The sequence below is a fragment of the Paenibacillus sp. J22R56 genome (assembly GCF_056269375.1).
Window position 1 is genome coordinate 139,744 of the sequence record NZ_JBWDNV010000013.1, and the last position, 16,784, is coordinate 156,527.

Annotated in this window: 11 protein-coding genes; 9 read left to right on the forward strand and 2 right to left on the reverse strand. The window is 46.0% G+C overall.

Features of this window, described 5'->3' with window-relative positions; translation table 11 throughout:
* The first annotated feature begins 255 nt into the window (after positions 1 to 255).
* The 3 genes from AC0YNT_RS27680 to AC0YNT_RS27690 are packed head-to-tail and all read left to right on the forward strand — an operon-like array spanning position 256 to position 6,565.
* The gene (locus AC0YNT_RS27680) at positions 256 to 2,802 is read left to right on the forward strand and encodes a glycoside hydrolase family 38 C-terminal domain-containing protein (protein WP_475807517.1); all 2,547 of its coding nucleotides are present in this window, start codon (positions 256 to 258) and stop codon (positions 2,800 to 2,802) included.
* Between the two features lie 37 nt (positions 2,803 to 2,839).
* The gene (locus AC0YNT_RS27685) at positions 2,840 to 5,890 is read left to right on the forward strand and encodes an alpha-mannosidase (protein WP_475807518.1); all 3,051 of its coding nucleotides are present in this window, start codon (positions 2,840 to 2,842) and stop codon (positions 5,888 to 5,890) included.
* Between the two features lie 3 nt (positions 5,891 to 5,893).
* Entirely contained in the window at positions 5,894 to 6,565 is a 672-nt protein-coding gene (locus AC0YNT_RS27690) for an SGNH/GDSL hydrolase family protein (RefSeq protein ID WP_475807556.1), read from the forward strand.
* Positions 6,566 to 6,632: 67 nt separating this feature from the next.
* Here the strand turns inward: AC0YNT_RS27690 and AC0YNT_RS27695 are convergent, their stop codons facing one another.
* The gene (locus AC0YNT_RS27695) at positions 6,633 to 7,715 is read right to left on the reverse strand and encodes a Gfo/Idh/MocA family protein (protein WP_475807519.1); all 1,083 of its coding nucleotides are present in this window, start codon (positions 7,713 to 7,715) and stop codon (positions 6,633 to 6,635) included.
* Positions 7,716 to 7,751: 36 nt separating this feature from the next.
* Positions 7,752 to 8,702 carry an MTP-1 family protein gene (locus tag AC0YNT_RS27700; protein WP_475807520.1) on the reverse strand — a complete coding sequence of 317 codons (951 nt, stop codon included), beginning with the start codon at positions 8,700 to 8,702 and terminating at the stop codon, positions 7,752 to 7,754.
* Positions 8,703 to 8,846: 144 nt separating this feature from the next.
* Between AC0YNT_RS27700 and AC0YNT_RS27705 the strand changes: the two genes are divergently transcribed.
* From AC0YNT_RS27705 to AC0YNT_RS27730, 6 genes are all read left to right on the forward strand, one after another.
* Complete coding sequence (locus AC0YNT_RS27705; protein ID WP_475807521.1) at positions 8,847 to 9,704, forward strand: helix-turn-helix domain-containing protein; 858 nt, start codon at positions 8,847 to 8,849, stop codon at positions 9,702 to 9,704.
* 443 nt (positions 9,705 to 10,147) lie between these two features.
* On the forward strand, positions 10,148 to 11,062 hold the full coding sequence (locus AC0YNT_RS27710; protein WP_475807522.1) for an ABC transporter permease: 915 nt from the start codon (positions 10,148 to 10,150) through the stop codon (positions 11,060 to 11,062).
* A gap of 13 nt (positions 11,063 to 11,075) precedes the next feature.
* A complete protein-coding gene (locus AC0YNT_RS27715; RefSeq protein WP_167276867.1) occupies positions 11,076 to 11,972 on the forward strand; it encodes a carbohydrate ABC transporter permease in 897 nt (298 codons plus the stop codon).
* Positions 11,973 to 12,087: 115 nt separating this feature from the next.
* Positions 12,088 to 13,731 (forward strand): extracellular solute-binding protein, encoded by a 1,644-nt coding sequence (locus tag AC0YNT_RS27720; RefSeq protein WP_475807523.1) that lies wholly within the window; start codon positions 12,088 to 12,090, stop codon positions 13,729 to 13,731.
* Between the two features lie 35 nt (positions 13,732 to 13,766).
* Positions 13,767 to 14,531 (forward strand): sugar phosphate isomerase/epimerase family protein, encoded by a 765-nt coding sequence (locus AC0YNT_RS27725; RefSeq protein WP_475807524.1) that lies wholly within the window; start codon positions 13,767 to 13,769, stop codon positions 14,529 to 14,531.
* 246 nt (positions 14,532 to 14,777) lie between these two features.
* Positions 14,778 to 16,769, forward strand: a complete 1,992-nt coding sequence (locus tag AC0YNT_RS27730) for a discoidin domain-containing protein (protein ID WP_475807525.1) — start codon at positions 14,778 to 14,780, stop codon at positions 16,767 to 16,769.
* Positions 16,770 to 16,784 lie beyond the last annotated feature (15 nt).

Here is a 16,784-nt window from a genome sequence, read left to right on the forward strand (position 1 = left end):
TAGTGTGTGAACTTGTTTTGCTTAGCATAATAAGTTTGGCTGTCAAGTTCATAGTATAAGAAGAAGGGAAGGTCAGTAGAATTTATTAGGTTTTTGTAAGCGCTTAACCTTTGGAGTAAATTGGTGAGGAACTCACCTTCTATAAAAATGGTATAAAACGACGAATCTAATTTCTTCTTCTTCGTATACATACTTGCTTAGAACAGAATGGGAGGATTAATGAGGACAATTTAACGATTAGGGCAGGTGATCGGGATGGATCAGGTCAAGAAGGCTTATTTCGTAGATGGCTATCATGGCGGTATAAAAGGTCATATGCCGCTAGGCTCTTGGGCGGATGTCATTCGACGTCTTGAGGAGAATCCGGCATGGAAGCTGTGCCTTGATATTGAGCCGATCTCTTGGGAAGCGCTGCGCCGGACAGATCCCCGTTCGTATGATGCAATTAAGAGTCATCTGCTGGACAACGCCGGTCGTGTTGAAATGGTGGCGGGCAGTTATGCCCAGCCGTATGGCTGGGTGATCGGCGGAGAAAGCAATATCCGGCATTTAATACGCGGAAAAGAGATTATTCATAAGCATTTTCCTGGAATCATCATAGATACTTATGCGACACAAGAGCCTTGCTGGAGCAGCAGCTATCCTCAAATTCTTTGTTCACTCGGTTATAAGCGTGCTGTGCTTAAAAATCCGGGTACGGGATGGGGCGGTTATGCTTCAGGGACAAATCACGAAATGGTGTTATGGAATGGACCGGATGGCTCATCGATTCCATGTGTACCGAGATACGCGTGCGAAGAGCTTCTGAATTGCTGGGAGTCAGAAGCCGGATATATGAAGCCTGAATTTGTAGATAAGTGTATAACACAAGGGATAACCAAGCCCGTTGGCAGCTTCCTGCAGGATCTGGGTTGGCAGGCGAGGCCGTGGCTTGAAGCGGATTATATTCAAAATGTCACGTGGCGCGAGTATATAGATGAAATTGCGGTGAAGCCCTCCGAAGAATGGCATTTCACTCAGGAGGATATCCGCTGTACATTGCCTTGGGGTGAAGGGACTCTACAAAGGATGTCGCGAGAGGTGCGTTCGGCAGAGCAAGCGGTCCTTGTGGCAGAGAAGCTAGCTTCTATTGCTAGTGTGCTAGGCGGCTACTCTTATCCAACGGATAAGCTTCGAGAAGCTTGGGATCAATTGCTCTTGTCCCAGCATCATGATGCCTGGATTTGTGCAACAACGAGAGTTGGACGAGAACAATGGGCGTGGCAGGCAGGAGCACAAAGCTGGATGGCTGAGCTGATTGCTAATGAGATTCGAGACCAGGCGGTGGACAGTATTTGTCCGGAATCAAAAGATGATGGAAGCGGAGCTCAAGGATATGGCATTCGAGTATTTAATACAGCAGGCATCGTGCGGAAGGAATTAGTCGAAATTGAAATTCCGGCAGCCGGGTCAACGAATTTCATTCTTGTGAAAGACGCCGAAGGCAAGCAGATTCCTAGTCAGATCGTTCCGACGCGGGTATCCCCGGAGGATGGATCTCTTTATGCTTGTAAACTGCTCTTTGAAGCAGAGCCTCCTGCGATGGGCTACCGCGATTATGTTATTGAGCATGTGAAGCAGGCTGCCTCGGAGACAGATGCTTACCCCAAACAGGATGATAACGGCGCAAGTGTTGTTGTGCATGACGATTATGTCGTAATCACGACCGATTTATATAAAATTCATATCGACTCGACAAGAGGCGGTGTCATTACAGCGTTATTTGACCGGGAACAAAACCGATCAATCGCTTCTCCAGATCGTCCGTTTAATGAATTTACGGGCTACCTCATCTCCGAAGCGCGATGGGCAAGCAGCACGGAGTCTCCTGTTGTTGTAAAAGTAAAAGAAAACGGTCCACTCCGTGTTGTGATCGAGATGAAAGGGACATTCGCTGACACGGATTATGTAACGACTTTATCGGTTGCCAAAGGCAGGGGAACAATTGATTTCCATGTACGTTTCCATTATAAGAGCGATACTTGGATTGGTGACCCTTGGGAAATCGCACCAGAGAATCGAAGCACTGAACGCAGAAAATCACATCATAATACCCGCGCTAAGCTGCAGGCTCGATTCCCGATTGCTTTAAGCAATGGGAAGCTGTATAAAAACTCGGCCTTTGATGTAACGGAAAGCCGTCATTCGAATACTTACTATGAACGTTGGGATGAGATTAAGCATAATATCATCCTCAATTGGGTGGATGTATACGATGAGCAGAGCAATAGCGGTCTCGCAATTTTCTCCGATCATACGACGGATTATTCGCATGGGGAAGATGAACCGCTTGCTCTTACACTAGGCTGGGGCGGGGAAGGCGGCTTCTGGTGGGGCAAGCGTCCGCTTCAGGATGTTCAAGAGATGCGTTACGCGATCTTGCCGCATAGTGATCGCTGGGACCTCGCAGGCATTCCGCAGGAATCACAGCGTTGGACAGAACCACTCCTGCCAGTACATATTCGGTTATCTTCTAATAAAGCTCAAGACATATCGCTTCTGCAGGTTACGGATCCTTCGATTGAAATCTGTTCCATGCAGCGGGATGGTAAGGATATCCTCGTAAGATTATACAATTCGAGCTTAGAGTGTTCGAGCTTCTCGGTTATGATTGACGCCGATTCGTGCGATGTCACTGCAGCTGAGCTTGACGGAAAACATAAAGAAGCGCTTCAGCGCATGATCTTGCCGGACGGCAAATCTGAAGTTAGTCTGACGCTTCCTTGTCATGGACTTGCAACGCTGCGAATTTCTAATTTTTGATACAACAAAGACGAATCTATAGGATGTGAACCCGGATTTGAATACGAGAAAAGAGATTCAGTATCAACTTGATAACCTGCTTAGGGCCAAGCAAAGGTTGATTTATAGAAAATTATCGTCTGTCGAATTTACCGGTTTTATCACGAAAGAACGCCTTTCCTATTCAGAGATTAGTGATTACGGGTTCGAGCCAATACATCCTGGTGATCGTTGGGGCAGTAATTGGATGTATCTCTGGCTGCGTGAAACCATTGTTGCTCCGAAGGAAGCGGAGGGTAAGCGACTGGTGGTCCTTGCGGATTTTGGCTCGGAAGCGACCCTCTACATTAACGGAGTTGTTAGCGGTGCAATGGATATGCAGCATCACGATGTGACATTGACTCGTAATAGCCGGGAAGGTGAACAATTCGAGTTCGTTGCTGAAGCCTACGCAGGTCATTCCGGCCAACAGCCCGTGTTTGGTGAGTCGTATTTATGTCTTTTTGAAGAGGATGTCTATCAGTTTTTCATAGACCTCGAATGCTTGTGGCAGGTTCTTAAGTTCACGGATGCCAACTCGCTGCGGGCTGCGGAAATTAACCGTTGTTTGACGGAAGTGATAGCCGCCGTTGATTTCGGACTGGAAGAGGAGGAGCTTGCAAATAATATGAAGTTCTGCCGAGGCCTGATGCAGCCGCTCCTGGAATGTGTCAACGGTTCAACATCACCGCTCTTGTTCCTAATGGGGCAGTCTCATCTAGATATTGCCTGGCTGTGGCCGATCGAGGAGACGAGACGGAAAATTGCCCGCACGATGTCTAATCAGCTCGCACTTATGGATGAATATCCAGAGTATCAATACACTCAGAGTCAGCCTTATTTGTTCCAACTGGCCAAGGAGCTTTACCCGGAGATGTATGCACGCATCAAGCAGAGGGTAGCAGAAGGGCGGATCATTCCTGAAGGCGGAATGTGGGTGGAGTCCGATACGAATCTAGCAGGCGGGGAAAGCCTGATTCGCCAGTTCCTTCATGGCAAGCGGTTCTTCCAGGAGGAGTTCGGCAAGGACAACCAAATGCTTTGGCTGCCTGATGTATTTGGTTATTCCGGCAATATGCCGCAAATTATGAAAGGCTGCGGAATCAACTATTTTGCATCGGTGAAGATGTTCCAGACCTATGAAAATGTGGTAGATCCATTCCCATATAACACGTTCATGTGGGAGGGGATTGATGGGTCGGAAATTTTGACACATCTGCTGGATTATGGCGACTATCCGATTCGGGTTACTCCATCGTTCCTAATCGGACAGTGGAACGACCGTATGCAGAAGGACGGTATTTCATCCAGACTCGTGCAATTCGGACATGGAGACGGTGGCGGCGGGGCTAACCGGGATGATATGGAATTCCTGCGCCGGCTCGAAAATCTGGAAGGTGTACCTCGGACGAGACAAGGCTCGCCAATTGATTATTTTGAAGATCAAGTGGAGAGAGGTATTCCGGATGCGAAATACGTTGGAGAGCTGTACTATCCTGCCCACCGGGGGACGTATACGACTCAGGCGCAGTTGAAACGGTTGAATCGTAAGACGGAAATTGGCTTCCGTGAGGTTGAATTATGGGGTGCTGCGGCGGAGCTGCTTCAGACAAATGCTTATCCGTACGAGAAAATGAATGATCTGTGGAAGCGGCTGTTACTGCATCACTTCCACGACATTTTGCCCGGTACGTCTATTCATCGTGTTCATGAAGAGGCGCAGGCTGAACTGACCAAGCTGCATGGGACGTTTCATGAAATGGCTGACGAGGTTAGAGCTTCTCTGGCAGTGAAAGAGTCAGCAGATGTGACCGTATTTAATTCGCTTTCCTGGGACAGGAAGGAACTTGTTGCATTGCCAGATGGCATTCGTGCGATTGCAGATCATATGGGGAATGTGGTGCCGGTACAGTGGCATGAAGGTGCCTTATATGCCGAGCTGACGTCACCGTCTATGGGCTGGTCTACATATGGCGTCATTCAAGAAGATCAATTAGCGCCAACAATCGCATTCTCAGCTGTTACGGCTACCGAGTCACACCTGGAAAATGAGTATCTGGCTATTGAAATGAATGATCGAGGTGAATTCATCAGTATCGTTGATAAGCAGACGGGTACCGAGTGGGCAGCCGATTCATGCAACGTCATAGCGATGTACCGGGACCAGCCTTCCGCATTTGATGCCTGGGAGATTGATCGCCGTTATCAAGCGTCCAGAGTTGCGCTGGAGAACAAGGCTGAGATTTCGGTGACGGCTAACGGACCACTCTTTGCTAGTGTTCGTATAAAGCGGAAGCTTCATCTATCGACGATCGTGCAGGATATCCGGATTCGTTCCGGAAGCCGGAGAGTTGAGTTCCATACAACGGTGGAGTGGAATGAGAAGAATAAGATGCTGCGTGTTGATTTTCCGGTTAATGTTCATGCCAATGAATCCATGCAGGAGATTCAGTTCGGTTATGTACGCAGGCCTAATCACGCTTCCCGGCCGCATGATGCGGACCGGTTCGAGGTAAGCCAGCATAAGTGGACCGCGCTTGCGGAGACGAACCGTGGCTTTGCACTGTTAAACGACTGTAAGTATGGGGTTGCGGTAAAAGATCAAACGATCAGTATGACACTTCTTCGTTCACCGTCCTATCCGGACGAGACATCTGATCAAGGCACACAACAATTCACTTACGGCTTCCTATTCTGGGACGGGGCGTTCCACGACAGCCGGGTCATTCAGGAAGCTTATGAACTTAATTATCCAATGCATACTTTGCATGGAGCCAGCAGCCTGATCGAACAATCTTTCCTCCAAGTTGATCAGGCGAATATCATTGCAGAGACGGTTAAGCTTGCCGAAGATGGAACTGGGGATTGGATTATACGACTATATGAAAGCAAAGGGTCTTCGGTGTCTTGCGGCATTCGTGCCGGACTGCCTTATTCCACTCTGTTTGAGACCGATATGCTGGAAAATAACCAAACGGAGCTGCCTGTCACTAATGAACGAATTCATCTGCAATTCCGGCCATTTGAAGTGAAGACCATTCGTCTTGTTAAATCAAAGGAGGTATCTTAAATGATGAAGCTTGGGCAAGGACAAAGGCTTGTTATGATTGGTGATTCGATTACCGACTGCGAACGTAAATTTCCGCAAGGGGAAGGTTTGTTTCAAGGTGTAGGCAAAGGTTATGTGGCCTTGGTGGATGCTTTCCTTGCGACTGCTTATCCAGAACTGTCTATCCGAGTAACCAATATGGGGATTGGCGGTAATACTGTGCGCGATTTAAAAGCGAGATGGCAGACGGATGTGATAGATCTTAAGCCGGATTGGCTGACCGTTATGATCGGCATCAATGATGTATGGAGACAATTTGATCAGCCGTTTATACCGGAATCACATGTTCTGCTGGAGGAATATGAGCAAACCTTAGAGGAATTGGTAAAATCAGCACAGCAAGGGCTGCAAGGACTTCAGGGAGTTGTCCTTATGACGCCATTCTATTTGGAGCCTAATCCTGAAGATTGGATGCGCAAACGGATGGACGAATTCGGTCAGGCAGCAAAAAGAGTTGCGGAGCGCTCAGGTGCCCATTTCGTCGATATCCAAGCGGCATTCGCTTCGCAGTTCAAATATATTCATCCTACTGCAATCGCCTCTGATCGTGTGCATCCTGGTTTGGCTGGACATATGCTTATTGCACGGGCAGTACTTAAAGCTCTTGGCTTTGAATGGGAGCGAATGGAAGACTAGCAAATATGGCGCCATCGGGATTTCTCCCAATGGCGCCATTATCCGTCTTTGAATCTATTAGATTAGATCAGAAAGGCAGCTCGATAGCGACTTCTCTCTTTAGAGCAGAGGAACGGAGTACTCCGTCGATAATCGCTTGCTGAATGACGATCTGCTCTCCAGGAATAGGAGCGGGACGGCCTTCCCGTACAGCCTCGGAGAAGTCACGAACCTTCTCAAAGAACAGGTTGGTATCCGAATTGGTTACAGGGATTGGAGTCTCTGTTTGCTTACCCATGAAATCATGGAAAAGCTTCATATCGCCGACACGGCCATCCCATACGCCCGACCAGTTCCCTGTACCAAAAGGATTTACTTTAAGACCACCTTCTGTACCAAGGAACATCGTGGAGCCGAGGGAATCCATGTGCATAGCCCATGAAATTTTGAATTGCAGAACCAGATCATTCTCAAAGCGGACAAGCGCTACTCCAAAATCCTCAACATCGAATTTGGCTGCTTCCGGATGATAAGTAGGATTAGTGCCGAAATGATTGGAGGTATAGGCTGACACGGTAAGCGGTTTTGGATAGCCAAGTGCATTCAGCGCCATGTCAAGGGAATAACATCCGATGTCTGCCATCGCACCTGCGCCAGCCAGATCCTTGCGGATGAAGGTACCGCCCGGCATGCCGCGTCTGCGTCCGCCTCCAGTCTCTACGTAATAGACTTTGCCCAGCTTACCAGATTGGACGATGTCGTTAACGACCTTCATATTAGGGTCGTAACGAGGTTGGAAGCCAATTGTCAGCATGCTACCGGATTCTTGGGAGGCATGGACCATATCAATCGCTTCCTGCAAGGTAACGGACATCGGTTTTTCAAGCAGTACAGCTTTGCCGGCACGTAAAGCGTCTACCGTTGTAATATGGTGTGACGCGTTTGGTGTACAAATACTGACGCCGTCCAGATCAAGCTCCAGCAGCTTGCGGTGATCTTCAAAGGGACTTGCTCCATGCAGCTGCTCTTTATCAATGAAGCTCTCTGCTTTACCAGAGATTACATCGGCGACCGCCACGATCTCAACATCAGCCAGTTGCTTATAAGCTCTTACATGGGCAGCGGCAATTCCGCCGCTGCCGATAATTCCGATTCGTTGTGTTTTAGCCATTTTAAAATTCTCCTTTTCTTATATGAGGTTCATAGGTTATAGCGGGAAGGTTACGATTGGCCCTTCCTGTTCGAACGGGTAATCAATGACGATACGGCCGGATTCGGTATCACCGATCCCGCTGTAAAGATTGACCCTGCCGTCAGGCCGCATTTCGATGCCGGCTGTAAAGGCACAATCTGTCAGATTAGACTTTTTGGCAGGTCCTTCGGGATAACATCGGCGAGTGCCAATAATTTTAAGATCGGTGAACTGATTGGTTTGCGGATCCAATACGAATGACATATTCATATAGGCTAGCGTACCATCGTCTGATTTATAACAAATATGTCCAATGACACCGATTTTACTGCTCTCTAGAAGGTATGCTTGATTACAGCCGCCCCATTCATCCTTCTGGAATAGTCCAGGGATATGCGGTGCGTTCTCAATAACCTCCGAGGACAGCTCATCAAGACTGTTGATGACGGTAAAGCCGATGAGAGACTCACTGCCGTATTTTTGACGCACTTCTTCACTCCGCGGTCTGGAGAATACGCCAATCTTATGATCAGGAAGCTGGACAAGCCGGATATCCTTCATACGATCGGGACCCGTTGTGAAATAGAGGAGATCTTGAAGATCTGTTCCTTTGTAAAAATAACCGTAGAAGGTATCCAATTGTCCAAGGTTGTAACGGACATGCGTACCGCCTAGGACTAGCTGCTTATCAACCATGCTGATATAGGGATCTTCAAGCTGATAGATCATGCTGTCCGGAACTAGAGTCCACTCATCCGGACCGGTTTGTTCAAACAAACGTACCCAGGAGCGGGCCCATTCATCACGTTTTTCTACTCGGCCATATATAAAGCGCTTACCGTTCCATTCGAACGGAATCGATGGATTGTAGACGTCGAAGCCAGGGATGCCTAGGAAGCTAAGCTTAGCACTTTCATAAATGCGTTTGTTATCTTCGAATAACTGACGTTGTTCAATCAGATTCATTGCTTGAAATCTCCTTTCTATCGTTAGTCTAGTCAGGTTAATCGTAATAGAAGGAAGGACATAAAATCTTGTTTATATTTAATATATTTTATGGTATTTTGACATGGTATTTAACCGCATGCGAAAGAACAGGAGGTGGCAGCTATGTTAAAGCTTCTTGCAGCGGATGGGATAGACCCGGAAATTCAAGCTCACTATCGGTTAATCACTTCCATTAACGATACAGTTGGTATGCATACCCATGATTTTTTTGAGCTGTTTCTTATTTTAAAAGGCAGTGTTGTTCATGTGATAAACGGCACGCGGCAGCTCCTGCAGGAGAATACGCTTGTATTCATACGCGACCGGGATGTTCATTGCTATGAGCAATCGAATGAAGGAGACTGCCAGTTCATTAATCTTTCTTTTTATAAAGAGGTTATTGATGAGCTGTTCACTTTCTTAGGGGCTGGATTTCCAAGTGAAAAACTGTTTGAACCGGAATTACCCCCGACAATCCTGTTGTCCAAGACGGAAAAGGAATATGTGCGTTACCGGCTTGACCAGATGAATGTAACTCCTTCGGACGAGAAGCTGGTTGTCAAAGCAGAGGTAAGGGCCTTGCTGACGGATCTATTCTCCCGTTATATAAGGATTACAGTGGAAAAGGATAATCCCTATGGACAACCGGATTGGTTTCTGGCGCTTTGCTCGGAGATGAGGAAAAAAGAGCATTTTACAAGGGGAACATCAGCCTTACTCCAATTGTCAGGCAAATCACATGCTTATTTGTGCAGAATGTTTAAGCTGCATCTGAAGACCTCACCTACGCAATTCATTAATGAACTGCGAATGTCATATGCTGAGAATTTGCTGCTTAACTCGGATATGGACATCCTGGATATTAGCTTGGACACCGGTCTTGAGAATGTCAGCTATTTCTATGAGTTATTCAAAAGAAGACAACATATGACGCCTTATCGATTTCGGCAATTCGGTAGAATGATGCGTGACAAAATGTGAGGAGCCTGATTCGTCGTCGAATCGGGCTTTTAGCCTATGTTAAACGGTTGGCATACTAACTTATACTAACTTTAACTTAAATAATAGGAAAATGCAGGATAAAAACTGTATTGACGTCTCAAAAAGTATGTGTTAATTTTAACATAGTATAATAAGATCGAAAGGGGGAGATAAGCCGTTCCTATTGAATCGCATCCCTTAGTGGCCATGCTCCTTTCTATACTTAAATCATGTGGGTTTGCTTGTCATCACTTGAATATCGTGTAGGAGGCATCTTACACTGGCTCAAAATTGAATACGCTTCCAACCTGGTTAGTTTCCTAGCTTTTCCAAATGAAGTATCGCAGTAGGGTTGAATTTCATCTGTATGGCTTAAAATTGCAGTCGAAAAATGGTTAGTTGGTATACTAATTCGAAAAAAAGGATTTTGAAGGGGTGTTTTTTTGGAGACAACCAATAGAAGCTTATGGTCGCGGATCATGAGACATCGATATCTTTACTTGATGGTTTTACCGGGTTTTCTGACTGTCTTAATCTTCTGCTACTTTCCAATGTACGGCATTCTAATTGCGTTTAAAGATTATAGTGCGGCTAAAGGAATAATGGATAGCCCATGGGTTGGATTTAAATACTTTAACACTTTCTTTCATGATCCGATGGCGTTCAGGGTGCTCAAGAACACTTTATTGTTAGGGGTATTTATGTTGTTCTGGTCTTTCCCTGCTCCAATCATTCTAGCTTTACTATTTAACGAACTGCGAAACAAGAGGTTTAAAAAAGTTGTACAAACCGTTTCGTATTTTCCACATTTTATTTCGGTTGTTATCGTTGCCGGTATGATCAAGGAGTTTACGGCGAGAGACGGACTTTTTAATGATATCATTTCATTTTTCGGCGGTTCGCCAATCATGTTTCTGCTCGAACCAGATTATTTCAGAACCATCTTCATTTCATCGGGTATATGGCAAGGGATTGGTTTCGGTACGATCATCTACCTGGCTGCATTAAGCGGCATAGATCCTACCCTTTATGATGTAGCGGAAGTGGATGGCGCCAATCGGTGGAAGAAAATTGTACATATCACATGGCCGTCATTACGATCTACAACCGTTATCTTGCTTATCTTCGCTGTTGGCGGCGTGCTCGGGACAGACTTCCAAAAAATTATATTGCTCTATTCGCCTGAAACGTACAGCGTGGCGGATGTCATAGGCTCCTACGTTTACCGACAGGGGATATTGGGAGCGCAATATGAGTACACGACGGCTATTGGTTTGTTCATGTCCGTTATATCCTTCATTGTTCTGTATCTGACCAACTGGATTAGCCGTAAGGTTTCAGATACAAGTTTGTTCTAGGAGATGAGAAGCAATGAAAAAGATGAGCTTTGGTTCCAGAGCGTTTGACACAGTTAACATTCTAATTATGCTGATGATTCTGGTCGCTGTGCTGTATCCAATCCTGAACATTATAGCGACGTCTGTGAGTAGTTCCCGATTCATCTCTTCAGGCAGTGTGACCGTCTGGCCTAAAGGCTTCAATATTGAAGCCTATACAACGGTATTCAAAGACCCCTTTATATTTAAGGGCTATATCAACTCCATTCTGTATGCTGTAGGCTCAACGGGTCTCATGCTGCTGTTTACATCCTTGTTTGCTTATCCGCTTACGGTTCAAGGGTTTGTCGGGAAAAAGTTTCTGACGATCTTTCTCATGATTACGATGTTCTTTGGCGGAGGCTTGATTCCTACCTATTTACTTATGCGAAGCATGCATTTACTAGATACGGTGTGGGTCATGATTCTTCCAGGTGCCATTGGAGCTTATAACGTCTTTCTATTTCGAACCTTCTTCATGAACATTCCATCCGAGCTTAAAGAATCGGCCTTAATGGATGGAGCCAATGATCTTGTTGTCTTGTTCCGAATTATTCTGCCTTTATCCAAAGCACTGCTTGCTACGTTTGCCTTATTTGGACTTGTAGGAAGCTGGAACAGCTGGTTTGAGGCTTTAGTTTATCTTCAAGATCAGGATAAATATCCGCTGCAAATGGTATTAAGAAACTATTTGTTCACCATGGATACCAATGCCATTGCAGGAAGGGTTGGCGCTGGCAACGTTGCGATAAATCAGGCGGGGGATTCTCTTGATCCGCAGGCTGTACGAATGAGCGTCATCATTATTACGATGTTCCCCATTATGTGTATCTACCCGTTCTTCCAGAAGCATTTCACAAAAGGGGTGCTGGTTGGCTCGATTAAGGGTTAGGGGAATGGCAGGCGCTGTAGTAATTGGAATTCTACTTGGGAGGTGATGGCACCGCGCAGGATCTAGTAAGCCTCACTTCATGCTGTAAACCAATAATTATACAGGAGGGGTTTGTATGAAAAGAAAGACCACGTCTTTGCTTTTAGCTTCCATGTTGGCTCTCACAGTAGCAGGCTGTACCAATAATACGAATAATACTAACGCACCAGAGACGAGTTCGAATAATACAGGTGCGACAGATAGTAAGCCTTTGAGCTTTTCGGTAGCGCTGCCATCTAATGGTGTCGATAACGAGAACAGCATGATGGGTAAAGAATGGCAGAAGGAAATGGAAGCTTATATGGGCAGGAAGGTTAATATCGACTTCAACTATATTCCTTCCTCCGAATACGATGAAAAGCTGAAATTAATGATTGCTAGTAATGATCTGCCGGACTTCTTCGTTACTCCACTATTCTACGATACGACTGAAATGGCAGAGCAAGGCCAGATCCTGGAGCTAAGTCAGTACAAGGATCTTATGCCGAACTATATGAACTATTTGAGTAAGGTTAAGAATGGCCTGACGCGTGTAACGAACGCCGAAGGTAAAATGTATACTTTTAAAGAAACTTCAACGCCAAGGTACCCAGCTGATAAAGGTATGCTGATTCAAAATACATCCTCGTACCGTTATGATCTTTTCCAGCAAAATAATATTAAAATTCCTGAAACATGGGATGACGTTTACCAGGCTGCTAAGAAACTGAAAGAGCTGTACCCGGATAAATATCCGATTGCTACAAGATGGAACAGCTTACGCTCCTTATTTGCTGCGGATCATGTAAAGGATGATATTTATTGGAATGGCAGCAAATATGTTTATGGTGTTCTTGAGGACGGCTATAGAGATGCTCTGCAATTTGCGAATAAGCTTTATGCGGAGAAGCTTCTGGATCCGGAGTATACCATCGATACAGACGATACTCTTAAACGTAAGGCTTTGAACGGCGATAACTTTATTTGGCTGGCACAATGGTTTACGACTCCAGCGGAATATACAAGAACCGTAAATGACGGAAAAATATTCGCGGTAACTCTTTACCCGGATAATCCGGATTACGGCAAATCATGGCAGGAAGTTGCGAACGGCAATACGCCTGATCTAGGTTGGGCTCAGTTCTGTATCAATGCCAAAACAAAAGTTCGGGAAGATCTGATCAAGCTTGTTGACTATCAATACACAGACAAGATTATCAACATGGTTACTTGGGGGCTAGAAGGAACGACGTATACGGTTGGAGCAGATGGTGTCCAAACCTTTAACGATGAATTTAAAACCGCACCGGATCCATGGTTAGTTGGCGATAAGTACGGAATCCGCGCAAGTAAAAACTATAACCCTGGTCTGCAAATGGTTAACGATTCCAAAGCATTCGTAGACTTCGCAGCGAAGGATTACACGTACTTCGATGGCAAATTTGAAGAGGTTCCGATTGAGAAATCGCCTTATCTGACAAGCCTGCCAATGCCTAATAATGATTATGTTCCTTCGTCGTATAGCGAGCCTAGCATTCAATTCACGCAGGACGAAAGCCAGAAGATTTCCGAAATTATGAACCCGGTCAAAACCTTTGTAACGGAAGAGCAGGCTAAATTTGTGTCCGGCAAATCCAGCTTTGAAGACTGGTCCAAATTTACGGATAAGTTGAAAAAAATGGGCGATATCGATAAAGTGCTTCAAATCTACAACGATGCTGCAGCGCGTGCAACGAAGTAATTCATACAGCTTCTTACAAATGGGAGTGAAAGATTATGGCCAAACCAATTGTTGGACTTCAACTATATACCCTGCGTGATTTAACTGAGAAAGACTTTAAGGGTACTATTCGTAAAGCGGCACAACTGGGCTATAAAGCGGTTGAGTTTGCAGGATTTTATGGTACGCCTGCCAAGGAAGTCAAGGCGCTGCTTGATGAGCTTGGTTTGCTGGCGCCATCTGCGCATATCGGGATTAATTACGGAGAAGCAGATGCACGATCCGCAGAGCTTGACCGGCAGATCGAATATGCGCAGGAAATTGGCCTGCAGTATATCGTTGCGCCATCGGCGCCTCTGCCTGATCAGCCAACCATGGATGATGTGAAGAAGCTGGCTGCTATTTTCGAAGAAGTGGGAAGAAAAGTGTCAGAGGCAGGACTGCAATTTGGCTATCATAACCATGATTTTGAATTTAAATTGGTTAACAACAAACCTGTCATGGATCATTTCCTTGAGCTCGTTCCAGCGCAATATCTTGTTGCTGAATTTGATCTAGGCTGGATTCATACGGCAGGATATACGCCTGTGGATTATGTGAAGCAATACAGCAGGCGTGTACCACTCGTGCATTTTAAGGATTTTGTGGAAGGTCATAGAGACACCGAGGTAGGCAAAGGCGCTGTTGATCTTAAAAGTGTCTTGCCAATTGCTGAGGCATCGGGTATTAAATACATCTTTGTCGAGCAAGAAACATTCTCCTCGTCATCACTGGAGAGTGTAGCAATCAGCTTAGAGTTTTTTCATAAGAACGGCTTTTAATCTGCAGGAGCGGTAGAAGTAGTTCACGAAAATGAGGAGCAGTTTGCCGACAGCATGCTGCTCTTTTTCGTGAAAGAAGTTGGTTTACAACAGTAATGTAAGCGCTTTATTTGTTTGAAATGCTTAAGGAGGTGATGCGATGATCTAGTGTTGTGAGCGATTAGGAGAAACATGAGGAGGTTCATTCTGACATCATAGATGATGAGATGAGATAGGGACATTATATGAAGCGGAGGATTATAACGTATGCAATTGAAATTTCGGAGAACATCCGGGATCGTAGCCTCAATCCTGCTGAGCTTGGCTGTATTCCCGAGTACGATGGCGGCGGACACCGCCGCACCTGTATCTGTATCTAGCCAGGCCTATAACGAGCAGCCTTTCAGCATTCAAGTCGTTGATTCGGAGACCGGACGAGGCATTCCAGCAGTAGAGCTGAGAACAACGAACAATATGATTTACTATACAGACAGTGCAGGATATGTCGCGTTCAAAGAAGTTGGACTAATGAGTGATACCGTATTTTTCCATCTCTCTAGTGACGGTTATAAGGTGCCCCAGGATATGTTCGGATATTATGGGCAAGCCGTTGAGGTGACGCCAGGAGGAAGTATTAAGCTGACGATGGAGCGGGTAAATATCGCCGAGCGGCTGTATCGCTTGACCGGCGAAGGTATATATCGTGACAGTATATTACTTGGCAAGACACCGCCGATTGAAGAACCGCTTTTGAATGGGAAGGTCATGGGCCAGGATTCCGCTCAGACGATCAAATACAAGGGCAAGCTGTATTGGTTCTGGGGAGATACGGATCGTGTGGCTTATCCGCTGGGGAATTTCCGTGTTACAGGGGCTACCTCAAAGCTTCCGGGGCAAGGTGGTCTTGATCCGGATGTTGGTGTCGATCTGGATTACTTCACGCAAGAGGATGGCTTCGTCAAAAGTCTTGTTCCTTCACTGTCTGATGGGGCGAATATTGCGTGGGTATTTGGTTTAATGACGGCTAAGGACGCAAGCGGAAAGGAGCGGCTGCTTGCCGGCTACAGCACGCATAATCCGGATCTGTCCGCCTTTGGCATTCTCCAGTTCAACGATCAGACGGAGCAGTTCGAGCAGTTTGTCCAGTTCCCTGACAAGAACGACTGGCGCCATCCGGGTGGTCAAGCGAGCTACTATAAGGAAAATGGTAAAGGGTATTGGGTATTCACTGAGCATCGGATGCCAAATCTTCGAGTGCCTGCGACTTATGATGCGATTAAGGACTATACGAAATATGAGTCTTTCACGGCGCTCAAACCGGGAACGACATATAACGGAGCAAATACACAGCTTGAAAGGGATGCTGCGGGTAAACTTGTATGGGGCTGGAAAAAGAATACTCCACCGCTAAAGCAGGATCAGGAGAAGGAGCTCATCAGCCTGGGATTAATTAAGGCAAACGATACACGTTATTACCAGCTGAAAGATGTGGACACTGGCGCTGACGTAACGTTAGCAGGCAGCTCCGTTGAATGGAATGATTACCGCCAGAAATATGTCATGTTTGGGCAGCAATTGGGCGGAAGTACATCGGGACTTGGCGAAATGTGGTTTGCGGAGGCACCAGCGCCGCAGGGGCCTTGGACAACTGCTAAAAAAATCATTACACATGACAACTACACCTTCTATAACCCGGCTCACGATGAGTTTTTCGATAAAGCTGGCGGCAGATACATCTACCTGGAAGCCACTTACACGAATACATTCACGGATAGTGAACCAACGCCGCGCTATAACTACAATCAGATGATGTATAAGCTCGATCTTGCCAATCCCAAGCTTGGGCTTACGCCGGTAGTGAGTGATTTGGCCAAAGGTAAAGTCATTACCTCTTCTTTAAATGAGAAGGATCACCAGGCCAATCTCGCTATTGATGGTAATTCTGCGACACAGTGGACTACTGACTCCAAAAAAAATCCGCAATGGCTGAAGGTTGATCTTGGTGCTCCAAGTCTTATTCAACGAGTGGTGTTGAAATGGGGGACTGCGTACGGCAAAGCGTACCAGATTCAAGCTTCAAACGATGGAGTGAAATGGACCGATCTGTACAGCACGAAGAAAAGTGATGGTGGTGTTGACGAAATAAAGCTTAAGGATGCAAAGGCAAGATATATACGGCTATACGGAACAACAAGCGGCAGCTCTCATGGCTATTCTGTGCGGGATTTCGAAGTGTACGGAACGCCGCAGATTACTTAATAAATCTTGATTGGA

Bases quoted from the DNA above. Each gene is read 5' to 3' on its own strand.
- AC0YNT_RS27725 (WP_475807524.1), top strand. From the start codon at position 13,767: ATGGCCAAACCAATTGTTGGACTTCAACTATATACCCTGCGTGATTTA.
- AC0YNT_RS27690 (WP_475807556.1), top strand. From the start codon at position 5,894: ATGAAGCTTGGGCAAGGACAAAGGCTTGTTATGATTGGTGATTCGATT.
- AC0YNT_RS27730 (WP_475807525.1), top strand. From the start codon at position 14,778: ATGCAATTGAAATTTCGGAGAACATCCGGGATCGTAGCCTCAATCCTG.
- AC0YNT_RS27715 (WP_167276867.1), top strand. From the start codon at position 11,076: ATGAAAAAGATGAGCTTTGGTTCCAGAGCGTTTGACACAGTTAACATT.
- AC0YNT_RS27720 (WP_475807523.1), top strand. From the start codon at position 12,088: ATGAAAAGAAAGACCACGTCTTTGCTTTTAGCTTCCATGTTGGCTCTC.
- AC0YNT_RS27680 (WP_475807517.1), top strand. From the start codon at position 256: ATGGATCAGGTCAAGAAGGCTTATTTCGTAGATGGCTATCATGGCGGT.
- AC0YNT_RS27695 (WP_475807519.1), bottom strand. From the start codon at position 7,715: ATGGCTAAAACACAACGAATCGGAATTATCGGCAGCGGCGGAATTGCC.
- AC0YNT_RS27700 (WP_475807520.1), bottom strand. From the start codon at position 8,702: ATGAATCTGATTGAACAACGTCAGTTATTCGAAGATAACAAACGCATT.
- AC0YNT_RS27705 (WP_475807521.1), top strand. From the start codon at position 8,847: ATGTTAAAGCTTCTTGCAGCGGATGGGATAGACCCGGAAATTCAAGCT.